The 22,798-nt window shown below is 72.9% G+C and carries 15 protein-coding genes and 1 pseudogene; 9 read left to right on the plus strand and 7 right to left on the minus strand.

Annotated features, from left to right (window positions below; all coding sequences use genetic code 11):
• From AB0H87_RS17375 to AB0H87_RS17385, 3 genes and pseudogenes are all read left to right on the plus strand, one after another.
• The coding region (locus tag AB0H87_RS17375) for an FtsX-like permease family protein (protein WP_360145858.1) at positions 1-779 on the plus strand (779 nt) is incomplete at its 5' end.
• A gap of 6 nt (positions 780-785) precedes the next feature.
• The gene (locus AB0H87_RS17380) at positions 786-1,748 is read left to right on the plus strand and encodes a tetratricopeptide repeat protein (protein WP_360145861.1); all 963 of its coding nucleotides are present in this window, start codon (positions 786-788) and stop codon (positions 1,746-1,748) included.
• Between the two features lie 13 nt (positions 1,749-1,761).
• A pseudogene (locus AB0H87_RS17385) lies at positions 1,762-2,664 on the plus strand (arginase family protein); the annotation flags it as partial.
• Positions 2,665-3,425: 761 nt separating this feature from the next.
• Here the strand turns inward: AB0H87_RS17385 and AB0H87_RS17390 are convergent.
• Positions 3,426-8,363: an NAD-glutamate dehydrogenase gene (locus AB0H87_RS17390; protein ID WP_360145864.1), complete on the minus strand. Its 4,938-nt coding sequence runs from the start codon at positions 8,361-8,363 to the stop codon at positions 3,426-3,428.
• A 210-nt stretch (positions 8,364-8,573) separates the two neighbouring features.
• On the opposite strand from AB0H87_RS17390, the gene AB0H87_RS17395 reads away from it, so the two are divergent.
• Positions 8,574-10,511, plus strand: a complete 1,938-nt coding sequence (locus AB0H87_RS17395; protein WP_360145867.1) for a penicillin-binding transpeptidase domain-containing protein — start codon at positions 8,574-8,576, stop codon at positions 10,509-10,511.
• On the opposite strand, the gene AB0H87_RS17400 is transcribed toward AB0H87_RS17395, so the two are convergent.
• Positions 10,492-11,715 carry a hypothetical protein gene (locus AB0H87_RS17400; RefSeq protein WP_360145870.1) on the minus strand — a complete coding sequence of 408 codons (1,224 nt, stop codon included), beginning with the start codon at positions 11,713-11,715 and terminating at the stop codon, positions 10,492-10,494. The two genes, AB0H87_RS17395 and AB0H87_RS17400, sit on opposite strands and share 20 nt — an antisense overlap.
• A 28-nt stretch (positions 11,716-11,743) precedes the next feature.
• Positions 11,744-13,165 (minus strand): MFS transporter, encoded by a 1,422-nt coding sequence (locus tag AB0H87_RS17405; RefSeq protein WP_360145873.1) that lies wholly within the window; start codon positions 13,163-13,165, stop codon positions 11,744-11,746.
• A gap of 86 nt (positions 13,166-13,251) precedes the next feature.
• Between AB0H87_RS17405 and AB0H87_RS17410 the strand changes: the two genes are divergently transcribed.
• Positions 13,252-14,211 carry an AsnC family transcriptional regulator gene (locus tag AB0H87_RS17410; RefSeq protein WP_360145876.1) on the plus strand — a complete coding sequence of 320 codons (960 nt, stop codon included), beginning with the start codon at positions 13,252-13,254 and terminating at the stop codon, positions 14,209-14,211.
• Here AB0H87_RS17410 and AB0H87_RS17415 read toward each other — a convergent pair.
• Positions 14,180-14,656, minus strand: a complete 477-nt coding sequence (locus tag AB0H87_RS17415) for a hypothetical protein (RefSeq protein ID WP_360145879.1) — start codon at positions 14,654-14,656, stop codon at positions 14,180-14,182. The genes AB0H87_RS17410 and AB0H87_RS17415 overlap by 32 nt on opposite strands.
• Before the next feature lie 170 nt (positions 14,657-14,826).
• On the opposite strand from AB0H87_RS17415, the gene AB0H87_RS17420 reads away from it, so the two are divergent.
• Positions 14,827-15,357 carry a GNAT family N-acetyltransferase gene (locus AB0H87_RS17420; protein WP_360145882.1) on the plus strand — a complete coding sequence of 177 codons (531 nt, stop codon included), beginning with the start codon at positions 14,827-14,829 and terminating at the stop codon, positions 15,355-15,357.
• 108 nt (positions 15,358-15,465) lie between these two features.
• A complete protein-coding gene (katG, locus tag AB0H87_RS17425) occupies positions 15,466-17,685 on the plus strand; it encodes a catalase/peroxidase HPI (protein WP_360145885.1) in 2,220 nt (739 codons plus the stop codon).
• A 42-nt stretch (positions 17,686-17,727) separates the two neighbouring features.
• Here the strand turns inward: katG and AB0H87_RS17430 are convergent, their stop codons facing one another.
• Both AB0H87_RS17430 and AB0H87_RS17435 read right to left on the minus strand, forming a co-directional pair.
• Positions 17,728-18,975: a prolyl oligopeptidase family serine peptidase gene (locus AB0H87_RS17430; protein WP_360145888.1), complete on the minus strand. Its 1,248-nt coding sequence runs from the start codon at positions 18,973-18,975 to the stop codon at positions 17,728-17,730.
• Positions 18,976-19,038: 63 nt separating this feature from the next.
• Positions 19,039-21,066: an AAA family ATPase gene (locus AB0H87_RS17435; RefSeq protein WP_360145891.1), complete on the minus strand. Its 2,028-nt coding sequence runs from the start codon at positions 21,064-21,066 to the stop codon at positions 19,039-19,041.
• Positions 21,067-21,135: 69 nt separating this feature from the next.
• Between AB0H87_RS17435 and AB0H87_RS17440 the strand changes: the two genes are divergently transcribed.
• Positions 21,136-21,738: a TetR family transcriptional regulator gene (locus AB0H87_RS17440; RefSeq protein WP_360145900.1), complete on the plus strand. Its 603-nt coding sequence runs from the start codon at positions 21,136-21,138 to the stop codon at positions 21,736-21,738.
• 90 nt (positions 21,739-21,828) lie between these two features.
• Entirely contained in the window at positions 21,829-22,464 is a 636-nt protein-coding gene (locus tag AB0H87_RS17445) for a DedA family protein (RefSeq protein ID WP_360145894.1), read from the plus strand.
• On the opposite strand, the gene AB0H87_RS17450 is transcribed toward AB0H87_RS17445, so the two are convergent.
• Positions 22,413-22,652, minus strand: coding sequence for a hypothetical protein (locus AB0H87_RS17450; RefSeq protein WP_360145897.1), 240 nt, complete (start codon positions 22,650-22,652; stop codon positions 22,413-22,415). The genes AB0H87_RS17445 and AB0H87_RS17450 overlap by 52 nt on opposite strands.
• Positions 22,653-22,798 lie beyond the last annotated feature (146 nt).

The raw sequence follows: 22,798 nt of genomic DNA on the forward strand, positions 1-22,798 counted from the left end.
CCAGTTTGGAGAGTTCCGCGATCCGCGCGGCCTGCCGCTCCCGGATCACCGCGACCACCGCCGCGATCGCGGTCGCCAGCGCGACGCCGGTGACGGGCCCGCCGCCGAAGTCCGGCGAGGCCGAGGGCGTCGACGGCAACGTGGTCGCGATCCGGACGGCCGCCGAGGGCCGGGCGCTGCCGCGGATCGGCACGGGACTCCTGATGGACCTGGGGTACGCCGAGCGGGTCGCCACCGGCAGCACGGACCTCACGACGGCCGAGGTCTGGCTCGGCCGGGCGGCCCCGGCCGACGTCGAGCAGCAGTTGACCGCGAAAGGCCTGGTCGTCGTCGGCCGCGACTCGGTCGCCGCGGCGGCGGACCGGCTCGACGCGCGCGGCCCGGCGCTGGCCGTCTGGTTCCACCTGCTGGCCGGCGGGGTCGCGGTGCTGCTCGCCGCGTGCGGCATGTGGCTGATGGCGGCCGTCGACCGCCGGCGGACCCTCGACGACGTGGTCGCCCTGCGGCGGCAGGGGCTCGCGACGCGTACCGCCGGAAGCTGGGTGCTCTGGACCTATCTGCCGGTCGCCGTCGCGGCCGTGGTCACCGGTTTGGTGGCGGCCGTCATCGCCTGGGCGGTGGTCGGCCAGTATGTCCCGTATTTCGTTGATGACGACTTCGCGCTGGCGGCTCCGACCTGGCCACGGCCCATCGCGATCGCCCTTCCGGCGGTCGTGGTGGCCCTGCTGTTCACCACCGTGGCGGTCGGTCTGCGTCGCGCGCTGCGCGTGCGAGACTAGGTAACCATGAGCGAACCACGGACCTCTCCGTCGATCTTCACCCGCGGCGCGGTCGACCTCGGCGCGCTGCGCCCGCAGGCATCACCGTCGCCCGCAGCCGGTGCCGGCGCGGGCGGGCAGGCCCCGCCGTCCAGCGGCTCCGCCGGCGCCGGCGACGGCGTTCCGGGCGGCGTGCCCGGCGGTTTCCCGGGCGGCAGCAGCGCCGCCATCATCGACGTCACCGAGGCGACGTTCCAGACCGAGGTGCTCGAGCGGTCGCTGAGCACCCCCGTGGTGATCGACTTCTGGGCCGAGTGGTGCGAGCCGTGCAAGCAGCTCTCCCCGGTCCTGGAGAAGCTGGCCGTCGAGGGCGGCGGCGCGTGGGTGCTCGCCCGCATCGACGTCGACGCCAACCAGCGGCTCGCCCAGATGTTCCGCGTGCAGGGCATCCCGATGGTCTTCGCGGTGGTCGGCGGGCAGCCGGTCGACGCGTTCTCCGGCGTCGTCCCCGAGGCGCAGCTGCGCCAGTGGATCGGCGCGGTCCTCAAGGCCGGCGGCGTCGAGGTGGAGGCACCGGCCGACCCGCGCCTGGAGTCCGCGGACGACGCGCTGATGGTCGGCGACCTCGACGCGGCCGAGGCGGCGTACAAGAAGATCCTGTTCGAATCGCCGGCCGACCAGGCCGCGGAGGCCGGGCTCGCTCAGGTCGGCCTCTACCGCCGGGTCCAGGGTGTCGACGCGGCCAAGGCGCTGACCGACGCGTCCGCCGCGCCGTCCGACATCCCCGCGCAGCTGCTGGCCGCGGACGTGGAAGTCCTCGGTGGTGAGGCCGAGCGGGCGTACAAGCGGCTGGTCGACCTGATCCGGCGCAGCGTCGGCGACGACAAGGAGACGGTGCGGAAGCACCTGGTGACGCTGTTCACGATCGCCGGTCCCGACGACCCGGCGGTCTCGGCGGCCCGCCGGGCCCTGGCCAGCGCGCTGTACTGAGCCGGTGAGCGCCGTGCGCCGGATAGCGCTCCTGGACGCGCCGTCGAACCTGGGCCTGCGACCGCCCACGCCGACGTCGACGCCCGGCTGCGCCAAGGCGCCCGGCGCGCTCCGCGACCGCGGCCTGCTGAGCCGCCTGGTGGCCCGCGACGCGGGTTGCCTGACGGCGCCGCGCTACGACGCGGGCGACTGGCGGCCCGGCGACGGCGTGGCCCACGCGGCCGCGATCGCGGCCTATTCCGTGGCCCTCGCGGGCCGCATCGGCGCGATCATCGACGCCGACGAGTTCCCGGTCGTCCTCGGCGGTGACTGCTCCATCCTGCTCGGCTCGGCCCTGGCCATGCATCGCCTGGGCGAGGCGGTCGGCGGCCGGATCGGTCTGGTCTACGTGGACGGCCATTCGGACTTCCGGCATCCCGGCAACGCGTCCTACGTGGGAGCGGCGGCGGGCGAGGGCCTGGCGCTGGCCACGGGCCGGGGCCAGGCCGACCTGGCGGCGATCGAGGGCCGAAGACCGTACTTCCGCGACGTCGACGTGGTGGTGCTCGGCATCCGCGCGCAGGACGAGTACCGGTTGGACCTGCAGGCAGCGGGAGTCCTGACCCGCCCGGTGCCCGCCCTGCGCGCGGAAGGAGCCGCCCGGACGGCGCAGTGGGCACGCGACCAGCTCGCGGACTGCGCGGGCTACTGGGTGCACATCGACGTGGACGTCCTGGACCCGGCGGTGATGCCGGCGGTCGACGCACCGGACCCCGGCGGGATCGCGTTCGCGGAACTGGAGCTGTTGATCGCGGGCCTGGTCGACACGCCGCACTGCCTGGGCATCGAGCTGACGGTCTTCGACCCGGACTACGACCCGGACGGCACGTACGCGGCCGAGATCACGAGCGCGGTGGTGGCCGGCCTGGCCCCGATCCGCGCGGCGGCGTCGGCACGGAGCGCGTCGCCGCTGGCCTTCACCCCGCGCCGCCGCCCGGTGCCGGACGCGGAACGCTTCCGCCCACCGATCGCCGCGGTCCCGGACGAGGTCGAACCGCCGCCCGCGGTTGCGGCGGCGCCGACGGAGCCGGCCGCCCCTGAGCCCGAGGCTGCTGCGGCGGAGCCCGAGGCGACCAAGCCTGGCACGGTCGAGTCGCGAGAGGCCGACCGCCGACCGAAACAAGCCGCCAGGTCGAAGCCGGCCCCTGCGGACGACGAGGAGGACCAGGTCCCGGCCCGGCGACCCGCGATCGGCCGCCAGCGGCGCTCGGCCTTCGACGTGATCGCCGGCGACGCCGACCCGGCCCGCCAGCGCCGCTCGGTCGCCGACATCCTGGCGGCCCCCCTCGGCAACGACGCCACCGGCCCGGGCCGCCTGCGCCGCCCGACGGACGGCGACGCGGTCACGACCGACGCTCGCCCGGGCGGCCTGCGCCGCAAGACCGCGACGGCCGAGGACGACGCGACCACCCCGGACGCGCGCCCCGGCGGCCTGCGCCGCAACCCGAACGCGATCGACGAGGCGTTGTCGGACGTCCGCCCCGGCGTCCTTCGCCGCCGTCCCGGTGCCGGCGACGAGGGCCGCCCGAGTCCCGGCGACGAGGGCGACGCGACGCCGACCGACGTGCGCCCGGGCGGCCTGCGCCGCCGCGGGACACCCACCGACGAGCCCGACGAGGGCTGACGCCCGCGGCCGGCTCAGTTCGCCGACGACGTGCGGACCAGTTGGCGGATCTGGCGTAGCAGCACCGACAGCGCCGCCAGGTCGGCGTTGGACTCCGCGAACTCCTTTATCGCTCGCTGTGCCCGTCCGACCGACGTCGCGTTCGAGCGTTCCCAGGCCGCCACCCGCTCCTCGACCGGTGCACCGTCCGGAGTGGACTGCAGCACGCCCGCCGTCAACGCCGCCAGCGCCGCGTAGAGGTCGTAGCGCAGCGCCATTCGGGCCAGGGTCTGCCAGCGGTCCTCGCGGGGGAGCAGGGAGATCTTCGACAGCAGCGCGTCCACCTGCAGGCGGTCGCTGAGCACGAAGTACACCTGCGCCACGTCGCCGGGGGCGCGGGCCGTCACCCGGGCCGTCTCCACCACGTCGATGAGGCCGAAGCCGTACATCACGCGGGCCACCGCGGTCGCCAGGCCCACCGGGACCCCGCGGTTCTCGACCTCCTCCATGTGCGCCAGCAGCGACTCGCGCTCGCCGCCGACGAACCGCGTGTCGAGCTGGCCGAGCAGGTCCGCCACCGCGGCGAAGCGGGCGATCTCGCCCGTCACGTCCAGCGGCGACCGGCGGTTCGTGACCAGCCAGCGGACCGCGCGGTCGAGCAGGCGGCGCAGCTCCAGGTAGACCTGCGTCTGCGCGGTCGTCGGCACCTCGTTGTCGAGCGCCTCGACCGCCGCCCACAGGTCCCGCAGGCCGTAGATCTCGCGGGTCACCACGTACGCCCGGATGATGTCCGCCGCCGACGCTCCGGTCTCCTCCATCGCCCGGTAGACGAACGACGTGCCGCCGCGGTTGACGACCTCGTTGACCAGCACCGTGGTGACGATCTCGCGGCGCAGGCGGTGGCCGGCCATCCGCTCGGCATAGGCCGCGCGCAGCGGGGTCGGGAAGTAGTCGGCGAGCACCTCGAACGTCCACGGCTCGTCCACCAACGGATCGGCGAGCACCTCGGTCTCGAGGTCGATCTTCACGTACGCGAGCAGCACCGCGAACTCCGGCGCGGTCAGGCCGCCGGGGCGCGCGGCCAGCTCCTCGTCGGTCGGCAGGCCCTCCAGCGCGCGGTCGAGCAGGCCCGAGCGCTCCATCTCGGTGATCATCCGGCGGTGCACCGGGAGCAGCGAGTCCGCCTGGACGATCGCCGTGCCGAGCGCGGTCGCCTGGTCGTAGTTGTCGCGCAGCACCAGGTCGGCGACCTCGTCGGTCATCTCGGCCAGCAGCGCGTCGCGGTCGGGCACGGTCAGCTCGCCGTCGGCGACCGCGCCGCCCAGCAGGATCTTGATGTTGACCTCGTGGTCCGAGCAGTCGACGCCCGCGGTGTTGTCGATGAAGTCCGTGTAGACCCGGCCGCCGCGCAGCGCGTACTCGATGCGCCCGAGCTGGGTCAGGCCCAGGTTGCCGCCCTCGCCGACCACACGCGCCCGGATCTGCTTGCCGTTGACCCGGATCGCGTCGTTGGACTTGTCGCCGACCTCGGCGTGGGTCTCCGAAGTGGCCTTGACGTAGGTGCCGATGCCGCCGTTCCACAGCAGGTCGACCGGCGCCTGCAGGATCGCCTTCTGCAGTTCCGGCGGCGAGAGCGAGGTCACCTCCTCGCCGAGACCCAGCGCTTCACGGACCTGTGCGGAGATCGGGATCTTCTTCAGCGTGCGGGCGAACACCCCACCGCCGGACGAGATCAGCGAGGCGTCGTAGTCGGCCCACGACGAGCGCGGCAGGTCGAACAGCCGCTTGCGCTCCCCCCACGAGGAGGCGGCGTCGGGCGACGGGTCGAGGAAGATGTGCCGGTGGTCGAACGCGGCCACGAGCCGGATGTGCGGCGAGAGCAGCATGCCGTTGCCGAACACGTCGCCGGACATGTCGCCGACGCCGACCACGGTGAAGTCCGTGCTCTGGATGTCGGTGCCGAGGTCGCGGAAGTGCCGCTTCACCGACTCCCACGCGCCGCGGGCGGTGATGCCCATCTTCTTGTGGTCGTAGCCGGCCGAACCACCGGACGCGAACGCGTCGCCGAGCCAGAACCCCTGCGCGACCGAGATCTCGTTGGCGAAGTCGGAGAACGTCGCGGTGCCCTTGTCGGCGGCCACCACCAGGTAGGGGTCGTCGCCGTCGTGGCGGACCACGTCGCGCGGGTGCTTGATGTCGCCGCCGACGATGTTGTCGGTGACGTCGAGCAGGGCGGTGATGAACAGCTTGTAGCAGGCGACCGCCTCGTCCCGGTCGCCCGGCTTCAGCTTGAGCACGAAGCCGCCCTTCGCGCCGACGGGCACGATCACGGCGTTCTTCACCATCTGCGCCTTGACCAGGCCCAGGATCTCGGTGCGGAAGTCCTCGCGGCGGTCGGACCAGCGCAGCCCGCCGCGCGCGACCGGCCCGAACCGCAGGTGCACGCCCTCGAACCGCGGCGAGTAGACGAAGATCTCGAAGCGCGGGCGCGGCGCCGGCAGGTCGGGCACCTGCTGGGGGTCGAGCTTGAAGGCCACGTAGGACTTGGGCCGCCCGTCGCTGCCCCGCTGGAAGAAGCTCGTCCGCAGCGTCGCCTGGATCAGCGTCAGGTAGGACCGCAGGATCCGGTCCTGGTCGAGGCTGGTCACGTCGTCGAGCCGCTTGCCGATCTCGTCGACCAGCAGCGCCGCGCGCTCGGTCCGCTCCGACTCGCCCAGCGCGAGCTGCGGCGAGAAGCGCACCTCGAACAGCTCGACGAGCCGGGTCGCGATCTCCGGGTACGCGACGAAGGTCGACTCCATGTAGTCCTGCGAGAAGACGGTGCCGGCCTGCCGCAGGTACTTCGCGTACGCCCGCAGGATCACCGCCTGCCGCCAGGTCAGCCCGGCCAGCAGGACGAGCTGGTTGAAGCCGTCGACCTCGGCCTCGCCGCGCCAGGTGGCCGCGAACGCGTTCTCCACGTGCGGCCGGACGGCGGTCGGCAGCGGCTGGCCGTCGGGCAGCTCGAGGCCGAAGTCGTAGAGGTAGACGGTGCCGTCGGCGCGCTCGACCTCGTAGGGGCGCTCGTCGGCGACCCGGACGCCCAGCGAGTGCAGCACCGGCAGCACCGCGGAGAGGACCATCGGCTCGCCGTACCGGAAGACCTTGAACCGCACGTCGTCGTCGTTCTGGTTCTTCCGGAAGAGGTGCATCTCCAGCTGGCCGGGCTCCTCGAGCAGCTCCAGCTTGGCGAGGTCCTTGAGCGCCTCGTACGGGGTGTTCTCCTCCTTGTAGCCGTCGGGGAAGGCGTCCGCGTACCGCGTGAACAGGAGCTTGCCCTGCTCGTCGCCGAGCTTGCGGCCGAGCACCAGGTTGAAGTCGTCGTCCCAGAGGCGGGTCGCGTCGGCCAGCTCCTCGGCCAGCGCGTCGACGTCGACGTCGCCGGGCGGGTTCGTCGGGTCGGTGCGCACCACGACGTGCACGCGGGCCAGCAGCGACTCGGTGACCCGGGTCGTGTAGTCGAGCCCGACCCCGTTGAACCGGCGCAGCAGGATCTCCTGCATGCGCAGCCGGTTGTGCGTGGTGAACCGGTCCCGGGGCAGGTAGATCAGGCACGAGATGAACCGGCCGTAGCCGTCGCGCCGGACGAACACGCGCAGCTGGCGGCGGCCGGCCATCCGGAGCACGCCGATCACCGCACGGTAGAGGTCGTCGGTCTTGATCTGGAAGAGCTCGTCGCGGGGGTACGTCTCGAGGATCTGCAGCAGGTCCTTGCCGGAGTGGCTGCGGGGGGAGAGCCCGGACCGGTCGAACACCTCGGCGACCTTGCGGCGGACCACCGGCAGGTCGCGGACGCTGGTGCGGTAGGCGGCGCTGGAGAACAGGCCCAGGAACCGCCGCTCGCCGACCACCTCGCCCTTGTCGTCGAAGACCTTGAAACCGATGTAGTCGAGGTACGCGGAGCGCTGCACCGTCGCCCGCGAGTTGGCCTTGGTGATGATCAGCAGGCGCTTCTCCAGCACCTTGGCCCGGGCCTCGGGCGGCAGCGCGGTCAGGGCCAGCGGGGTGGTCTGGTCCTGGCGCAGGATGCCGAGCCCGGTGCCCAGCTCCGCGGCCAGTTGCTGCTCGCCGTCGTCGCCGACGACCAGCTTGTACTCGCGGTAGCCGAGGAACGTGAAGTGCTCCCGGGCCAGCCAGCGGAGCAGCTCGACGGAGTCGGTGATGTCCTTCTCGGGGACGGGCGGCCGGGCGTCGGTCGTGCGGGCGGCGGCCAGCTCGTCGGCCATGGCCAGCGCCTTCTGCCGCATCTTGGGCCAGTCCTCGACGGCTTCGCGGACGTCGGTGAGCACCCGGACCAGCTCGCGTTCGAGCTGCTCGCGCTCGGTGGCGTCGCGGATCGCGTCGATCTCGATGCGCATCCAGCTCTCGACCAGGTCACCGTCGATGGCGTCGTCGGGCTCGACCTCGGCGGCCACCTCGACGAGCTTGCCCATCGGCTGGCGGCGGACCACGACCAGCGGGTGCACGAGCAGGTGGATGTCGAGGTGCCGGCCGATGAGCAGGGCGGTGACCGATCCGACCAGGAACGGCATGTCGTCGGTGACGATCTGGATCACGGTGTGCGGCAGGTCGGCCACGGGCTCGGTGATCCGGAGCTGGAGCTGCCCGGGCATCCGCTGGGCGGCCAGGGCGCGGTGGCTGTCGGCGGCCTCGACCATCTCCTGAGCGGTGTAGCCGACCAGCTCCTCGTCGGGGGCGAACCGCCAGAACCGGGCGACGAGGGCGGCCTCGGGGGTGCCCGGGCCGGCGAGCGCGACGGCCTCGGCGACCAGCCGCTCGGCGTTGGGCACCGGCTCGTCGATGTCGCCGTCGTCGCCGTCGTCGGCGGTGCCGGTGGCTACGCCGATGGACTCGACCGCGACGTCGTCGTCGAGCGCGGTGTCGTATTCATCGGTAATGTCCGGTGTCCCGGATCGGCCTGCGACGCCGCGCATGCCGCCTCCTTCAGACGTGTCCTGCGCCGTGCGCCGATCCATTGGTGCCACTCCCCTCGAAACCCACGACGTTGTGGGCTCAATCCCGTCAGACTACGGCGGCCGCGGTAACGGATCCGCGCCGGATGGGCCTTCCTGAGTACGAGTGCTCATACCCATTTTGCGGTCCGTACTAGGGTCCTTCTGTCCCCGGGGGAAGGATCTGTAATCATGCGTCGGTCGTACCCGATGATGAAAAAACGCCCTGCCGCGGTGCTGGTGAGCCTCGCGCTCCTCGCCGCCGGCCTGTCCGGTTGCTCCGGCGACTCCGGCCCTGACGACGCGGTCGACGCGTTCCTCGCCGGCTGGAAGTCCGGCGACCTGGGCCAGGTGGCGTTCGTCGACCCGGGCGGCACCAAGATCGCCGCGACCGAGGTCGCTACCGCCCTGAAGGACCTCTCCGGCGACCTGGCCGAGACGCCGCCGGCGGTGTCGCGTGAGGGCGACCCGGACGAGGTCGAGGGCAGCGCCACCGCCAAGATCAAGGTCGACTGGACGCTGCCGGGCGAGACCCACTGGACCTACGACTCGGCGGTGCGGCTGAGCCAGGGCAAGGACGACGTCTGGTCCGTGATCTGGGAGCCGGCGATCATCAACGCGAAGCTGAAGAGCGGCGACCAGCTCGGGCTGCGCCGCCAGCGGCCGGACCGGGCCGGGATCGTCGACGGTTCCGGGAAACCGATCGTGGCACCGCGCGACGTCGTCGTGGTCGGCGTCGAGCCGGCCGGCGTCGACGACCCGGCGGGCATCACCGCGGCCCTCGACTCGGCGTTCGGGTCGGTCCGGCCCGCGTTGCCCTCCGGGCTGGTCAAGGACCTGCCGAAGCGGATCGCGTCGGCGCAGGACCCCACGCAGTTCCTCGAGGTCGTCACGCTGCGGCGCGACGCGTACCAGCAGATCCGCTCCAAGATCCAACCGTTGGAGGGCACCCGGTTCCGGGAGGAGAAGCGCGACCTGGCGCCGACCCGCAACTTCGCGCGGGCGCTGCTGGGCACGGCCGACCCGGCCCTCAAGGAGGACATCGACAAGCGGCCGGGCGAGGTGGCCGAGGGTGACCTGGTCGGGCACGGCGGCATTCAGGGCGCCATGGACAAGCAGTTGCGGGGTACGCCCGGCGTGTCGGTGGTGGTCTCGCAGAAGGCACCGGACGGCGAGGTCAACGACGGCGACGAGCTGTTCCGCTCGGAGCCCAAGGCCGGCAAGCCGGTCAAGACGACGCTCGACGTCGACGCGCAGAACGCCGCGGACAGCGCCTTGTCGGGGCTGAAGCAGCGGTCGGCGCTCGTGGCGGTGCGGGTCAGCGACGGCGCGGTGCTCGCCGCGGCCAACGGCCCGGACGGCGGCACTGGCGAGAACCTGGCGTTCACCGCGCAGGTGCCGCCGGGCTCGACGTTCAAGGTCGTCAGCGCCTACGGCCTGCTGGACAGCGGCAAGGTCCAGGCCTCGACGGTGGTCGACTGTCCGAAGAACTTCACGGTTGACGGGCGGTCGTTCAAGAACTCGGAGAGCTTCGCGCTCGGCAAGGTCCCGTTCCAGGTGGACTTCGCAAAGTCGTGCAACACGGCGTTCGCCTCGCTGGCGCCGTCGCTCGGCGCGGACGGGCTGGCCTCGGCGGGCCGGGCGCTCGGCCTGGAGGCCAAGTGGGACCTCGGCGTCGACGCGTTCAGCGGCAAGGTGTCGACGGGCGGCTCGGGGGCGGAGCGGGCGGCCGCGGCCTTCGGCCAGGGCACCACGCTGGTGTCACCGCTGGCGATGGCGTGCGCGACGGCGTCGGTGGCCAAGGGTTCGGTGGTCACGCCGTCGGTGCTGGCCGACAAGCCCGCGGCCGGTGGCGGCGCCGCGCTCAAGGCGTCGGCGTTGACGCCGTTGCGGTCGATGATGCGTCAGGTGGTCACGTCGGGCACGGCGACGGCGCTGAAGGGCGTGCCGGGCGGCCCGGTCTCGGGCAAGACGGGCACGGCGGAGTTCGACGACAACCCGGCGCACACGCACGCGTGGTTCGTGGGCTGGCAGGGCGACGTGGCGTTCGCGGTCTTCGTCGAGAACGGCGGCGGCAGCGGCGAGACGGCGGTCCCGGCGGCGGAGCGCTTCATCCGCGCGCTGCACTGAGCGTGCTGTTGAGCCACGCGAACATCCGCCCGTCGGTGAGCGCGCGGCCCAGCGGCTGGCAGTGCAGGTTTGCGCCCTCCTCGGCGGTGAACCGCACGAGGTGGGCGCGGTCACCGAGCAGTTCGGCGAGCCTGGCCGACTGACCCGGCCAGAACTGCTCGCCCTCGGGATCGGTGACGAGCACCGGTGTCGTGACGCGGGCGGCCAGGTCGTCGGTCAGGCGGTACTCCTCGATCTCCTTGTAGAGGTCGAACCAGTCGGACTCGGACCGGTACGGGCGCGAGCGGAAGGCCAGCGTGCGCCGGAGGCTGGGCAGCATGGTGGCGAACTTCAGGTCGCGGTCGAACGCGGCCCGCTCGCCCCGCTCCAGCAGCCGGCGCATGCTGTGCCCGAGCGGCTGGGTCCAGGAGGTCGACACGTCCACGACACCGGGGTCGACGACGGCGGCCCGGAGCCGATGCTCGAACGCGAGCGCGCGGACCAGCCAGTAGCCGCCCTGGCTGATCCCGTAGCCGGTGAGCCGGTCCGGGTCGACGTCCGCGCGCCCGACCAGCGCGTCGACGACGGGGGTGAGCACGGCCTCCCAGTCGGGGCGGAACGCGGTGCCGCGCTCGAAGAGCATCTCCTGCTGCCCGGGCCCGTCGTAGGCGAAGGCGTTCCAGCCCCGGGCCACGGCACCGGCGGCCGCGTCACCCCAGAGGCCGCTGACGGTGCCGTCGCTGCCGTTGGTGATGACGAGAGTTGGTCGGGGCGTCCCGGTCGCGTCGGGTCGCAGCAGGAAGCCGGGGAGGTCGGTGTCGCCGTAGGGCACGTCGACCCGGACGTGTGCACCGCCGGAGCAGTCGACGAAGCTGTTCCAGCAGTCGCGGTGCTCGCGGAACACGCGCCGCAGGTCGTCCTCGTCCTCGAGCTCGGACACGGACTCGAGGACGCAGGCCCAGTAGTTGGCAGCCCGCAGATAGGCCCACTTCGCACCGTGGGGGTCGCCCTGCTGCCTGAGGTCGTCGGCTTCCGCGCGGACCCGTGAGGCGGTCGCGGTCCACGCGGAGCGCCAGCTGTCGTGGTCGGAGATCCGGTCGATGGTGGCGAGCACCTCGCCGACGTCACTGCCGCCGTGGACGGCTCGGCCCAGCACCGTGCGGGTCTGGTAGTCCAGACCTTGGTCGCGGAAGAACCCCTTGGAGAACACCGTGTGCGACGCCACGCCTCCACGCTAGACATAACCGGGCAGATCAGGCGGGCGTTGTCGCGGGCCGGGCCAGTTGGCGCGTCGCGTCGTCGGCGGGCGGTGCCGGGCGGCGGATCAGGATCAGGGCCAGCACCGCGCCGGCGGCCGCGACCGCGGCCGCGACCTGCAGGGTCGTGGACAGGCCCGCGGCGAAGGCCGTGTGTGGGTCGCCCGGCGTGCTGGTCACCGCGTGCTGGAAGACAGTGCCGAAGATCGCGACTCCCAGCGCGAACCCCAACTGGCGTGCCGTGTTCAGCGTGCCACCGGCCATACCGCTGCGGTCCCGCGGCACCGCGGCCAGGACGGCCGACGACAGCGTCGGCAGGACCGCACCCACGCCCAGGCCGGCGACGATCAGGCCGGGCACCAGCACCGCGCCGGTGCTGGCCGCGTCCACCGTCGACTGGAGCAGGTCGCCGGCCGCGACCAGGAGCAGGCCCACGCCCACCGTCCAGCGTGGATTCCAGCGCTGGAGGCGCGCACCGGCCGCCGCACCCACCACCAGTGCCGCGGCGCTCATGGGCAGCGCGCCGAGCAGGCCCGCGTCGACCGGGCCGTGGCCCAGGACCTGTTGCAGCCAGACCGTCGTGAACGGCAGGTACGCGAACGCCGCGGCCTGGGCCAGCAGCGCGGCGACGACCATGGCCGCGAACGCCGGCCGGCGGAACAGCGCCAGGTCGAGCATCGGGTGCGGGCGACGGCGTTCGACCGACCCGAACGCGACCGCCGTCAGCGCCGCCACGACGAACGCGCCGAGGGTGACCGGGTCCGTCCAGCCCGCGTCGCCGCCCCGGATCAGGCCGTAGGTCGTCGCACCCGCCGCCACCGTGAACGTCACGGTGCCGGGCAGGTCGAAACCGCCCGTCCGTGGTGCCCGTGACTCGGACACCGCGCGCCTCGTGATCCATGCGGCCAGGGCGCAGACCGGGAGGTTGACGAGGAAGATCCAGCGCCACCCGGCGTGTTCGGTCAGGAGGCCGCCGACGAGCGGGCCCGCGGCCGCGGCCGCCCCGTTGACCGCGCCCCACACGCCGAACGCGACGCCGCGGTCCCGGCCGTGGTAGCTGACGTGCAGGATCGCGACCGTCGTCGCGAACATCGCCGCGCCGCCCACGCCTTGCAGCATGCGACCCGCGACCAGGACCCGCGCGTCTGGCGCGACCGCGCAGAGCAGGGACGACACCGCGAACAGACCGAGGCCGACGAGGTACGCGCGGCGGCGCCCGTACCGGTCGGCGAGCGAACCGGCGCCGAGCAGCAGGGCGGCCAGCGCGAGCGCGTACCCGTCGAGCACCCACTGGAGGCCGGACAGGCCCGCGGCGAACCGGTCGCCGATGGCGGGCAGGGCGACGACCACGACCGTGACGTCGACGAGCAGGAGGAACGTGCCGAGACAGACCGCGAGCAGCGGTGACCACTTACGCATGCGTCGGACCATGCGCCCGCTCCCACGACGGCCACCACGTTCTGGGCGGATGATGGCGGATCTCGACATCGGGGTAGCCTGGACCGATGGAAGTCGACATGCTCGACCGCCAGGTGATCCAGGCGTTGCGGATCAACGGCCGCGCCGGCTTCCGCGAGATCGGGGCAGTCCTCGGCGTCTCGGACCAGACCGTCGCGCGCCGCTACCGCCGCCTGCGCGAGCACGCCGGCGTGCGGGTGGTCGCGTCACCCAACGCCATCGCGCTCGGCTACGAGATGTGGATGATCCGGCTGCGGACGACGCCCGACGCGGCGGCGACCATCGCGGACGCCCTGGCGCGCCGGGACGACACCGGCTGGGTCAGCCTCACCTCGGGCGGCACCGAGATCGCCTGCAACGTCCGGCTGCCGGCCGCCGCCGACCGCGACGCGTTGCTGCTGAGCAAGCTGCCGCGTACGCCGCGGCTCGTGTCGGTCAGCGCCCACTGCATGATCCACCTGTTCGCCGGCGGCGCGGTCGGCCCGGACCGGCTCGACCCGGTGCTGAGCCCGGCCCAGTCGGCGGCGCTCGCGCCCCCACCGGGCAGCGGCCGGCCCGCCGTGCTCACCGACGCCGACCAGCCCCTGGTCGACGCGCTGTCCCACGACGGCCGGCGCGGCTACGCCGACCTCGCGGGGGCGACCGGGTGGCCCGAGTCGACCGTGCGCCGGCGGCTGGCCGAGTTGGTCGACACGGGCGCCATCTTCTTCGACGTGGAGGTCGACCCGGACTCGGTCGGCTTCCGCGGCCGGGCGCTGCTGTGGCTGTCGGTCGCACCCGCGCGGCTCGCCGCGGTCGGTGCGGCCCTCGCGGCCCACGAGGAGATCGTCTTCGCCGCGGCGACGACCGGCCCGACCAACGTGGTCGCGACGGTGGTCTGCCGCGACATGCCTGACCTCTACCGCTATCTCACCGAGCGGATCGGCCCGCTCGACGGAGTGGAACGCGTCGAGACCGCCCCGATGGTCCGGCACGTCAAGCAGGTCGGCGCGGTCCGGCGGCACTGACCGCCACGGCGACGCGGTCGCGGAAGAACGCGTTCGCCGCGGGCACGAACATCAGCACGCAGCCGGCGAGCACGGCGGCGACGTGGATCCCACGGCTGATGCCGAAGGTGAGGTCGACGGCGCTCGCGCCGGCCAGCAGGTCGCCCAGGGAGTTGCCGTCCAGCAGCCACCGCACGGGGTCGACGACGAGTGACAGCGTGCCGAGGAGGCCTAGGCCGATGGTGAGAGCCCAGCGTGCCCACCGCCGGCCGGCCCGCATCTGGAACGCCACGAGGATCGCCGCGACGAAGACGGCCGTGCGGACGACGACACCGACGGCGGCGCCGTCGCCCGCCTGGCCGCTCCCCACGACGAGGATCGTCTCGAAGACGCCCGCACCAACCGCGACGAGCCACATCACGAAGGCCGCGCGTATGGCGGCCGGAACTCGGGTATCGGTTCGCATGCATCGCAGCATCGCGAACCGGCCCGGGTCGTCGACATCCCGCAGGCCAGCCGATCGAGGGTGATGCCTTCCCTACCGACATCAGCACGTGAGTTCACTCACGCCGCGGTCGGGCCGCTGCCGCCGGCTAGCCGCCGACGGCCCGCAGGCGCCGCCGTAGAGTGGGACGCGTGGCCGGTGAGCTGAAGACAGAACGCCTTACCCTGCGCCCCTGGCGGGTCGACGACGCCGAGGCCGCACTGCCCATCTACAGCGCTTCCAACGTCGCCCGGTGGCTCAGCCCGGCGATGGACGACGTGCCCGACATCGACGCGATGCGTCTCGTTCTGCAACAGTGGATCGCCGAGGACGCGCGGCTGCCGGAGCCCGCCGGCCGCTGGGCGGTCGAGCGCTCCGACGACGGCCGGCTGATCGGCGGGGCGGTCCTGCTGCCCCTGCCGCCGCGCGGTGAGGACCTCGAGATGGGCTGGCAGCTCCACCCCGAGGTCTGGGGCCAGGGTTACGCCGCCGAGGCCGGGCGGGCCGTCGCACGCTGGGCTTTCGACCAGGGTTGGGACGAGGTCCTCGCGGTCGCCCGGCCGGCCAACGCCCGCGCCCAGGCGACCGCCCGGCGCATCGGCATGGAGTGGGTCGGCGAGACCGAGAAGTACTACGACCTCCGCCTCCAGGTCTTCCGGATCCGCCCCGCCGATCTCGCCTGACCCCACAACCGGGCTCACGCGAAGAGTTGAACAGTTCCAGAAACTGTCCTACGGTCTCCCAGGTGGCGGTCAACGCCCGAACGCACCCTCCGTTCGGAAGGAAGCCAGATGAGCGACATCAAGGACACCGGCTGCCCGGTTGCGCACGATTCAGTGACCGCGCACGGCAGCGAGAGTGAGAACCCGGCGATCGACTCGCCAACCCCGAAGACCGGCGGCCGGCCGCACACGAACCGGGACTGGTGGCCCAACCAGCTCGACCTTTCCGTCCTGCACGCCCACTCTGCCAAGGGCAACCCGCTGGGCGCCGACTTCAGCTACGCGGCCGAGTTCGCGAAGCTCGACGTCGAGGCGCTCAAGCGCGACATCGTCGAGGTCCTCACCACCTCGCAGGAGTGGTGGCCGGCCGACTTCGGCCACTACGGCGGCCTGATGATCCGGATGAGCTGGCACGCCGCGGGCACCTACCGCATCCACGACGGCCGGGGCGGTGCCGGCGACGGCGGGCAGCGGTTCGCGCCGCTCAACAGCTGGCCCGACAACGCCAACCTCGACAAGGCCCGGCGCCTGCTGTGGCCGGTCAAGCAGAAGTACGGCCAGCAGATCTCCTGGGCCGACCTGCTCGTCCTGGCCGGCAACGTGGCCCTGGAGTCGATGGGCTTCAAGACCTTCGGCTTCGCCTTCGGCCGCCAGGACGTCTGGGAGCCCGAGGAGATCTTCTGGGGTCCCGAGGACACCTGGCTGGGCGACGAGCGCTACGTCTCCGAGAAGGAGATGTCGCCGGAGGTCGGCGCCACCGAGATGGGCCTCATCTACGTCAACCCGGAGGGCCCGCGGGGCAACGCCGACCCGGCCGCGGCGGCGCACTTCATCCGCGAGACGTTCGGCCGGATGGCGATGAACGACGAGGAGACCGTCGCGCTGATCGCCGGCGGGCACACCTTCGGCAAGACGCACGGGGCCGGCATCGCCGACGACCACGTGGGCGCGGAGCCCGAGGGCGCGGCGCTCGAGGCGCAGGGCCTCGGCTGGCTGAGCACCCACGGCACCGGCAAGGGCCCCGACACGATCACCAGCGGCCTCGAGGTGACCTGGACCGACGTGCCGACCCGGTGGAGCAACCGGTTCTTCGAGATCCTCTTCGGCTACGAGTGGGAGCTGACGACGAGCCCGGGCGGCGCCAAGCAGTGGGTCGCCAAGGACGCCGAGCCGATCATTCCCGACGCGTTCGACCCGGCCAGGAAGCACAAGCCGACGATGCTGACGACGGACCTGTCGCTGCGCGTCGACCCGGAGTACGAGAAGATCTCGCGCCGCTTCCTGGAGAACCCGGACGAGTTCGCGCTGGCCTTCGCCAAGGCCTGGTACAAGCTGCTGCACCGCGACATGGGTCCGGTCAGCCGGTTCCTCGGCCCGTGGGTCCCCGAGGCCCAGCTCTGGCAGGACCCGGTGCCGGCCGTCGACCACGAGCTGGTCGGTGACGCCGACATCGCGGCGCTCAAGGCCAAGGTGCTGGAGTCGGGCCTGTCCACGGCCGAGCTCGTCTCGACCGCCTGGGCCTCGGCCGCGAGCTTCCGCTCGACCGACAAGCGGGGCGGCGCCAACGGTGCCCGCATCCGCCTCGAGCCGCAGCGCGGGTGGGAGGTCAACCAGCCGGAGCAGCTCGCCAAGGTGCTCGGGACGCTGGAGGGGATCCAGCGCGACTTCAACGCGGCCGGCGGGGCGCAGATCTCGCTGGCCGACCTGATCGTGCTGGCCGGCTCGGCCGCCGTGGAGAAGGCCGCGGGCGTGACCGTGCCGTTCCGGCCGGGTCGCACCGACGCCACGCAGGAGCAGACCGACGTCGACTCGTTCGCGGTGCTCGAGCCGCGCGCCGACGCGTTCCGCAACTACCTGCGGCCCGGCGAGAAGACCCAGCCCGAGGTGCTGCTCATCGACCGCGCGTACATGCTGAACCTGTCCGCGCCCGAGATGACCGTCCTCATCGGAGGCTTGCGGTCCCTCGGCGCCAACGTCGGCGGCAGCGCGCACGGCGTGCTCACCGACCGGCCCGGCGTGCTCACCAACGACTTCTTCGCCAACCTGCTCTCCCCGGGCACGCGGTGGAAGGCGTCGGAGACCGAGGAGCACGTGTACGAGATCCGCGACCTCGCCACCGACGAGGTGAAGTGGACCGCCACCGCGGTCGACCTCATCTTCGGGTCCAACTCGCAGCTGCGCGCCCTCGCCGAGGTCTACGCCAGCCACGACGCCCGCGACAAGTTCGTCGGGGACTTCGTCGCCGCCTGGACCAAGGTCATGGAGCTCGACCGGTTCGACCTGCGCTGACCCGGATCGAGGGGGCCCGGCCCGGGCCCCCTCGACCACCGGTCAGCGGTGTCGGCGGGCCATCCACTGCCAGATGTGGGTGCCGTCGACGCTCGGGTCGTTGCGGGCGACGTAGATCCACGACCAGTGCCCGGGGAACCGGTATCCGTCCCAGGTGACGGTGTCGTACAGCGTCATCAGGGAACCCGGGATCAGCTCGTGCGCGTGCACCGTGTTGGGCTCCGGCGGCACCGTCGTGTCGTCGCGTGACGCGACGAGCCAGGTCGGCGTGCGGATCGCCGCCAGCTCCGCGTCGGTGATCATCGTCGGACCGCCCGGCTGCAGCGACGTGACCACACCGCAGATCGGCACCGACGTCGCGAACGCCTCGGGGTACGTCGTGGTCATCTTCAGGCTCATGTAGCCGCCGTTGCTGCAACCGACGACGTGGATCCGGTCGCGGTCGATCGGGTGCCGGCGGGCCAGGTCGCGGACGATCTCGAGGATCAGCGGTGCGAACCGCGGCCCGTCCTCCAACCAGAACGACGTGCTCTGCGGTGCCACCACGTACGCGCCGGAGAAGATCCGTTGTGCCTCGGGCGTCGCGAAGCCCAGGGCACCGCGGTTGGCCCGCAAGGTGGTCTCGTTGTCGTAGTAGCCGTCGGGCAGGGACGCGCCCTCCCCGCCGCCGTGCAGCCAGACGACGAGCGGGCGCCGGCCGTGGTGACGCTCGGGGGCGAAGAGCCGGTATTTCATGCCCGACCGCGAGGTGTGGTAGGTGAACGCGTCAACCTCTGGATTGGACAGTCGACCCTGGACGAACCGCTCGATCGTGTGGCGGCGGCCCCGCACGACGATCGGCGCGTTCTGCGTGATGGTGTAGACGAGGTCGAGTCGCACGTTGCGGCCCCGGCTCAGGATGTAGCCGAGGGTGCCACCGCCGACCTGACCTTCGGCGTAGCTCAGCTCGAGCACGATGTTTCCTCGCCGGTCGAGCCGGGCGGCCGTCACCGGACGGTCCACGTCGTACTCACTGAAGATCTGGTCCCCGGCGGCGATCGGGATCGGGCTCGTGGCCTTCGCGTGGACGGAGAACGTGCCGGTGGTCAGGGTGGCCGGGTCGATGCGGCCGAGCCGGGCGGTGTCGAGGGTGACGGACGTGACCTGCTCGCCGCCGTCGAGTGTCTCGGCGTCGAGGGTGAACCGGACTGTGCCGGCGTGGGCGTCGGCGGCGGCCGGCAGGGACAACCCGGCGACGGCACCCGCGCCCGCGGCGGCCAGGACGGAGCGACGGCTGATCGGCTTGGGCATGAGGCTCCTTCGGCTCGACGTACATCGCAATGATGTTGGTCTATCACAGGAGCCTGGCGGCGGCTACTCCACCAGCAGCGCGGGCAGCGGGCCCGAGTGCAGCACGTCCAGCCGGGAGACCGCGCGGGTGAGCACCACGTAGAGCCGGTTGAGCCCGCGCCTCTCGGCACGCACGATGTCGCCGGGCTCGACGACGATCACGTGGTCGAACTCCAGCCCTTTCGCGAGGACGGCCGGCAGCAGCGTCACCCGGCGGTCGGGCTCGTCCTGTCCGGCGGCGTTGACCTTCAGCCCGGCGCGCGCCAGGGCCGCGGCCAGGTCCGGGAGCAGCGGACCGGTCGCGATCACGGCGACGGAACCCTCGTGCGCCAGGGCGCCGCGGACGGCGTCGACGGTGGCGGTGGCGACGTCGGGAGCCTGCCGGATCCGCAGTGCGCCGTCTGTGCGGACCGACCGGGTGGCCGGCGCGGCGGCGTGCAGGCCGGGCAGCAGCCGGTTGGCCAGGGCGAGCACGACGGCGGGCACCCGGAACCCCAGCGTGAGCGCCTCGACCGGGGCGCCGGCCTTGCCCAGGTGCGCGAGCTGCGCGGGCCAGTCGACCGCGGCCCACGGGGTGGTGCCCTGGGCGAGGTCGCCGAGCACGGTCAGGGAGCCGTGCGCGCTGCGCCGGGCGAGCGCGCGGCACTGCATCGGCGACAGGTCCTGCGCCTCGTCGACGACGATGTGGCGGAAGCCGGCCGGGTGGTCGATCAGCCCGGCGATCTCGTCGAGCAGCGCGTGGTCGGCCGCGGACCATTTCGCGCTCTTGAAGCCGCGCGGCGGCCGGGCCCAGCGGATGGCCTTCTGCTCGTCGGCGGTGAGGATGCCGTCGGCGGCCCGGGCGAGGGTGTGCGCCTCGCTGAGCAGGCTGGTCAGCAGCTCCTCGGGGCGGATCCGCGGCCACGCCTGGTCGAGGGCCGCCGTGACCGCCGCCGCGCGGCCGATCTTCTGCAGCCACGCCCGGCCCGGGCTCTCGCCACGGGACTCCAGCTGTCGCTGGAGCAGCGCCACGATCCGGGCCCGGAGCCGTTCCCGGCCGACGCCGTAGGGCAGGTCCTCGCCCCGGATCTCGGCCACCTGCCGGGCCAGGGCCACGGCCCCGATCCGCAACCGGTACGCGTCGACGGGCAGCGCGATGGGTCCGTCGGGCTCGGCGATGTGCGCGTACACCGCCCGGCGCAGGACGGCCGCCATCCGCGCGTCGTGCTTCACGCGGGCCGCCTCGTCGCTGTCGGTCGCACCCGGCGGGCTCTCGCGCAACACCTCGTCGAGGGTCTGCTGCTGGACGTCCACCTCGCCGAGGGCCGGCAGCACCGCCGAGATGTAGCGCAGGAACGCGGGGTTCGGCCCGACCACCAGGACGCCGTTGCGCTGCAGCTGGCGGCGGTGCGCGTAGAGCAGGTAGGCGGCGCGGTGCAGCCCGACCGCGGTCTTGCCGGTCCCCGGACCACCCTGCACGCACAGCGACCGGTCGAGGTCGGCGCGGACCAGCTCGTCCTGCTCGGGCTGGATCGTGGCCACGATGTCGCGCATCGGCCCGACCCGCGGGCGTTCGATCTCCGCGGTCAGCAGGTGGCTGGCGGTGCCCAGCTCCTCGCCGCGGTCCAGGCGCTCGTCCTCGAAGCCGGTGAGCCGGACCGGGTGGTGGCTGCTCCAGCCGAACCGGCGGCGGGTGGTCACGCCCAACCGGTCGCGGGCGCTGGCCCGGTAGAACCGCGCCGACACGGGTGCCCGCCAGTCGATCACGAGCGGCTCACCGGCGGCGTCGGTCATCCGGCGGCGCCCGATGTAGTAGCTCTGGTCGCGGTGCTCACCGGCGTCGGGCCCGGCGCCGAACCACAGCCGCCCGAAGTACAGCGGGCTGTCGGGCTCCTCGGCCAGCTCCTTGGCGTAGCTCTTGAGCATCCGGCCGAGCCGCTCGGCGGTGTAGCGGTCCCCGGCCACCTGGTCGCCGGTGGCCACCCGCATCCGGGCGTGGTCGAGCATCCAGGCCAGGGCCTCCCGGGCACGCGCGAGAAACGCCAGCTCATCGGCGAAGTCGGAGTCGGACATGGAGATACTGTAACTCAGTAACGATTTTAACCAAGTCTCAGAGGTGGTACGGTTGTCGCCATGGCGGAGATCGGCCTGCGGGAGCGCAAGCGGCAGCGGACCCACGACGCCGTGTCGGCCGCCGCGATCGCGCTGTTCCTGGAGCGCGGCTTCGACCGGGTCTCCGTCGCCGACGTCGCGGCGGCGGCCGAGATCTCCAAGCCCACGCTGTTCCGCTACTTCCCGTCGAAGGAGGACCTGGTCCTGCACCGGTTCGCCGACCACGCGGGCGAGGCGGCCCGGGTGGTCCGGCAGGCGGGCCAGGCTCCGCTGGCGGCGCTGCACGCGCACTTCCTCGACGGGCTGGCCCGCCGGGATCCGGTCACCGGCCTCAACGACCACCCGCAGGTGCTCGCCTTCCACAACATGGTGTTCTCGACGCCGAGCCTGTCGGGCCGTGTCAACGACTACATCTCCCGCGACGAGGACGCGCTCGCCGAGGCGCTCACCCCCGGCCTCGACGCGCTGACGGCCCGGCTCGCCGCCGCCCAGATCCTCGCGGTGCAGCGGGTCCTGGCCCGCGAGAACTGGCGGCTGCTGGCGGCCGGCTCGTCCGCCGACGACCTGCACGACACGGCCAGGGCCGCGGCCGACCGCGCGTTCCGGTTGCTCGCCGAAGGACTGCCGGCCTGACCCCGGGGGTCTTCCCGGAGGCGGATCTCCGGGGAGCGGGCGGGACTCTCCCGGTGCCCGCGCCGCGCCGCACCGCCCAGGCTGGACGTCATGGATGGTGTGCTGCAGCTCCTGCACGACGTGATGTCCTCGCCGTGGGTCTACATGCTCATCTTCACGCTCGCGATGCTGGACGGGTTCTTCCCGGTCGTGCCGGCCGAGACGGCGGTCATCACGGCCGGCGTGTTCGCGGCCGGAGGGCAACCCGACCTCGTGCCGCTGGTCGGCTTCGCGGCCGCCGGTGCGTTCGTCGGCGACCACATCTCGTACGCCCTGGGCCGGTTGGTGGGCCGCAAACCCGCCCGGCGGCTGAACTGGGTCCGATCCGCGATCGCGGAACGGGGCGGGCTCATCCTGGTCGTCGCGCGGTTCATCCCGGGTGGACGGACCGCGGTGACGGTGTCGATGGGCGCGTTGCGCTACCCCCGGTCGCGGTTCACCCCGTTCGACGCGGTCGCGGCCCTCGCCTGGGCGCTCTACTCAGCGCTGATCGGCTACTTCGGCGGCGCCGCCTTCGAGGGCGACCCGATCCGCGGGCTGCTGCTGGGCCTCGGGATCGCACTGTCGGTGACGATCGTGGTGGAGGCCGTGCGGCTCGTGCGGCGCCGAGCGGCCCGCCGGCGAACGCTCGCTCGTCAATGGTCGTCGAGCTCGAACAACGCGACCGAACGCGCCGGGTCGAAGTAGACGCGCCGCCACCGCGCCTGCGCCTGCGCGTCGTCGTAGGCGTCACTGCGCATCCAGCGCACACCCGACGGCACGAACGGTGCCAGGGCGGGCCAGGGCTCGACGGGGTTGTCCGGCTTGTCGACCCCGACCGGCTGCCAGGCGTAGCCGGCGGCCAGCGCGCGGACGTCGTCGGCCCCGAGCCGCACAACGCCCTGATACGCCCAGTCGGTCGGCCCAGGGGCCCGCGAACACGGCTCGCCGAACCTGGGCTACCCGCCGTTCGAGCGGCACAACGCCCGGCCGCGCGGGGCGGCGATGGACGCGCGCACCCGGCGGGACCTGACCGCGCACT

The organism is Asanoa sp. NPDC050611 (assembly GCF_040654855.1).
Taxonomy (GTDB): domain Bacteria; phylum Actinomycetota; class Actinomycetes; order Mycobacteriales; family Micromonosporaceae; genus Asanoa.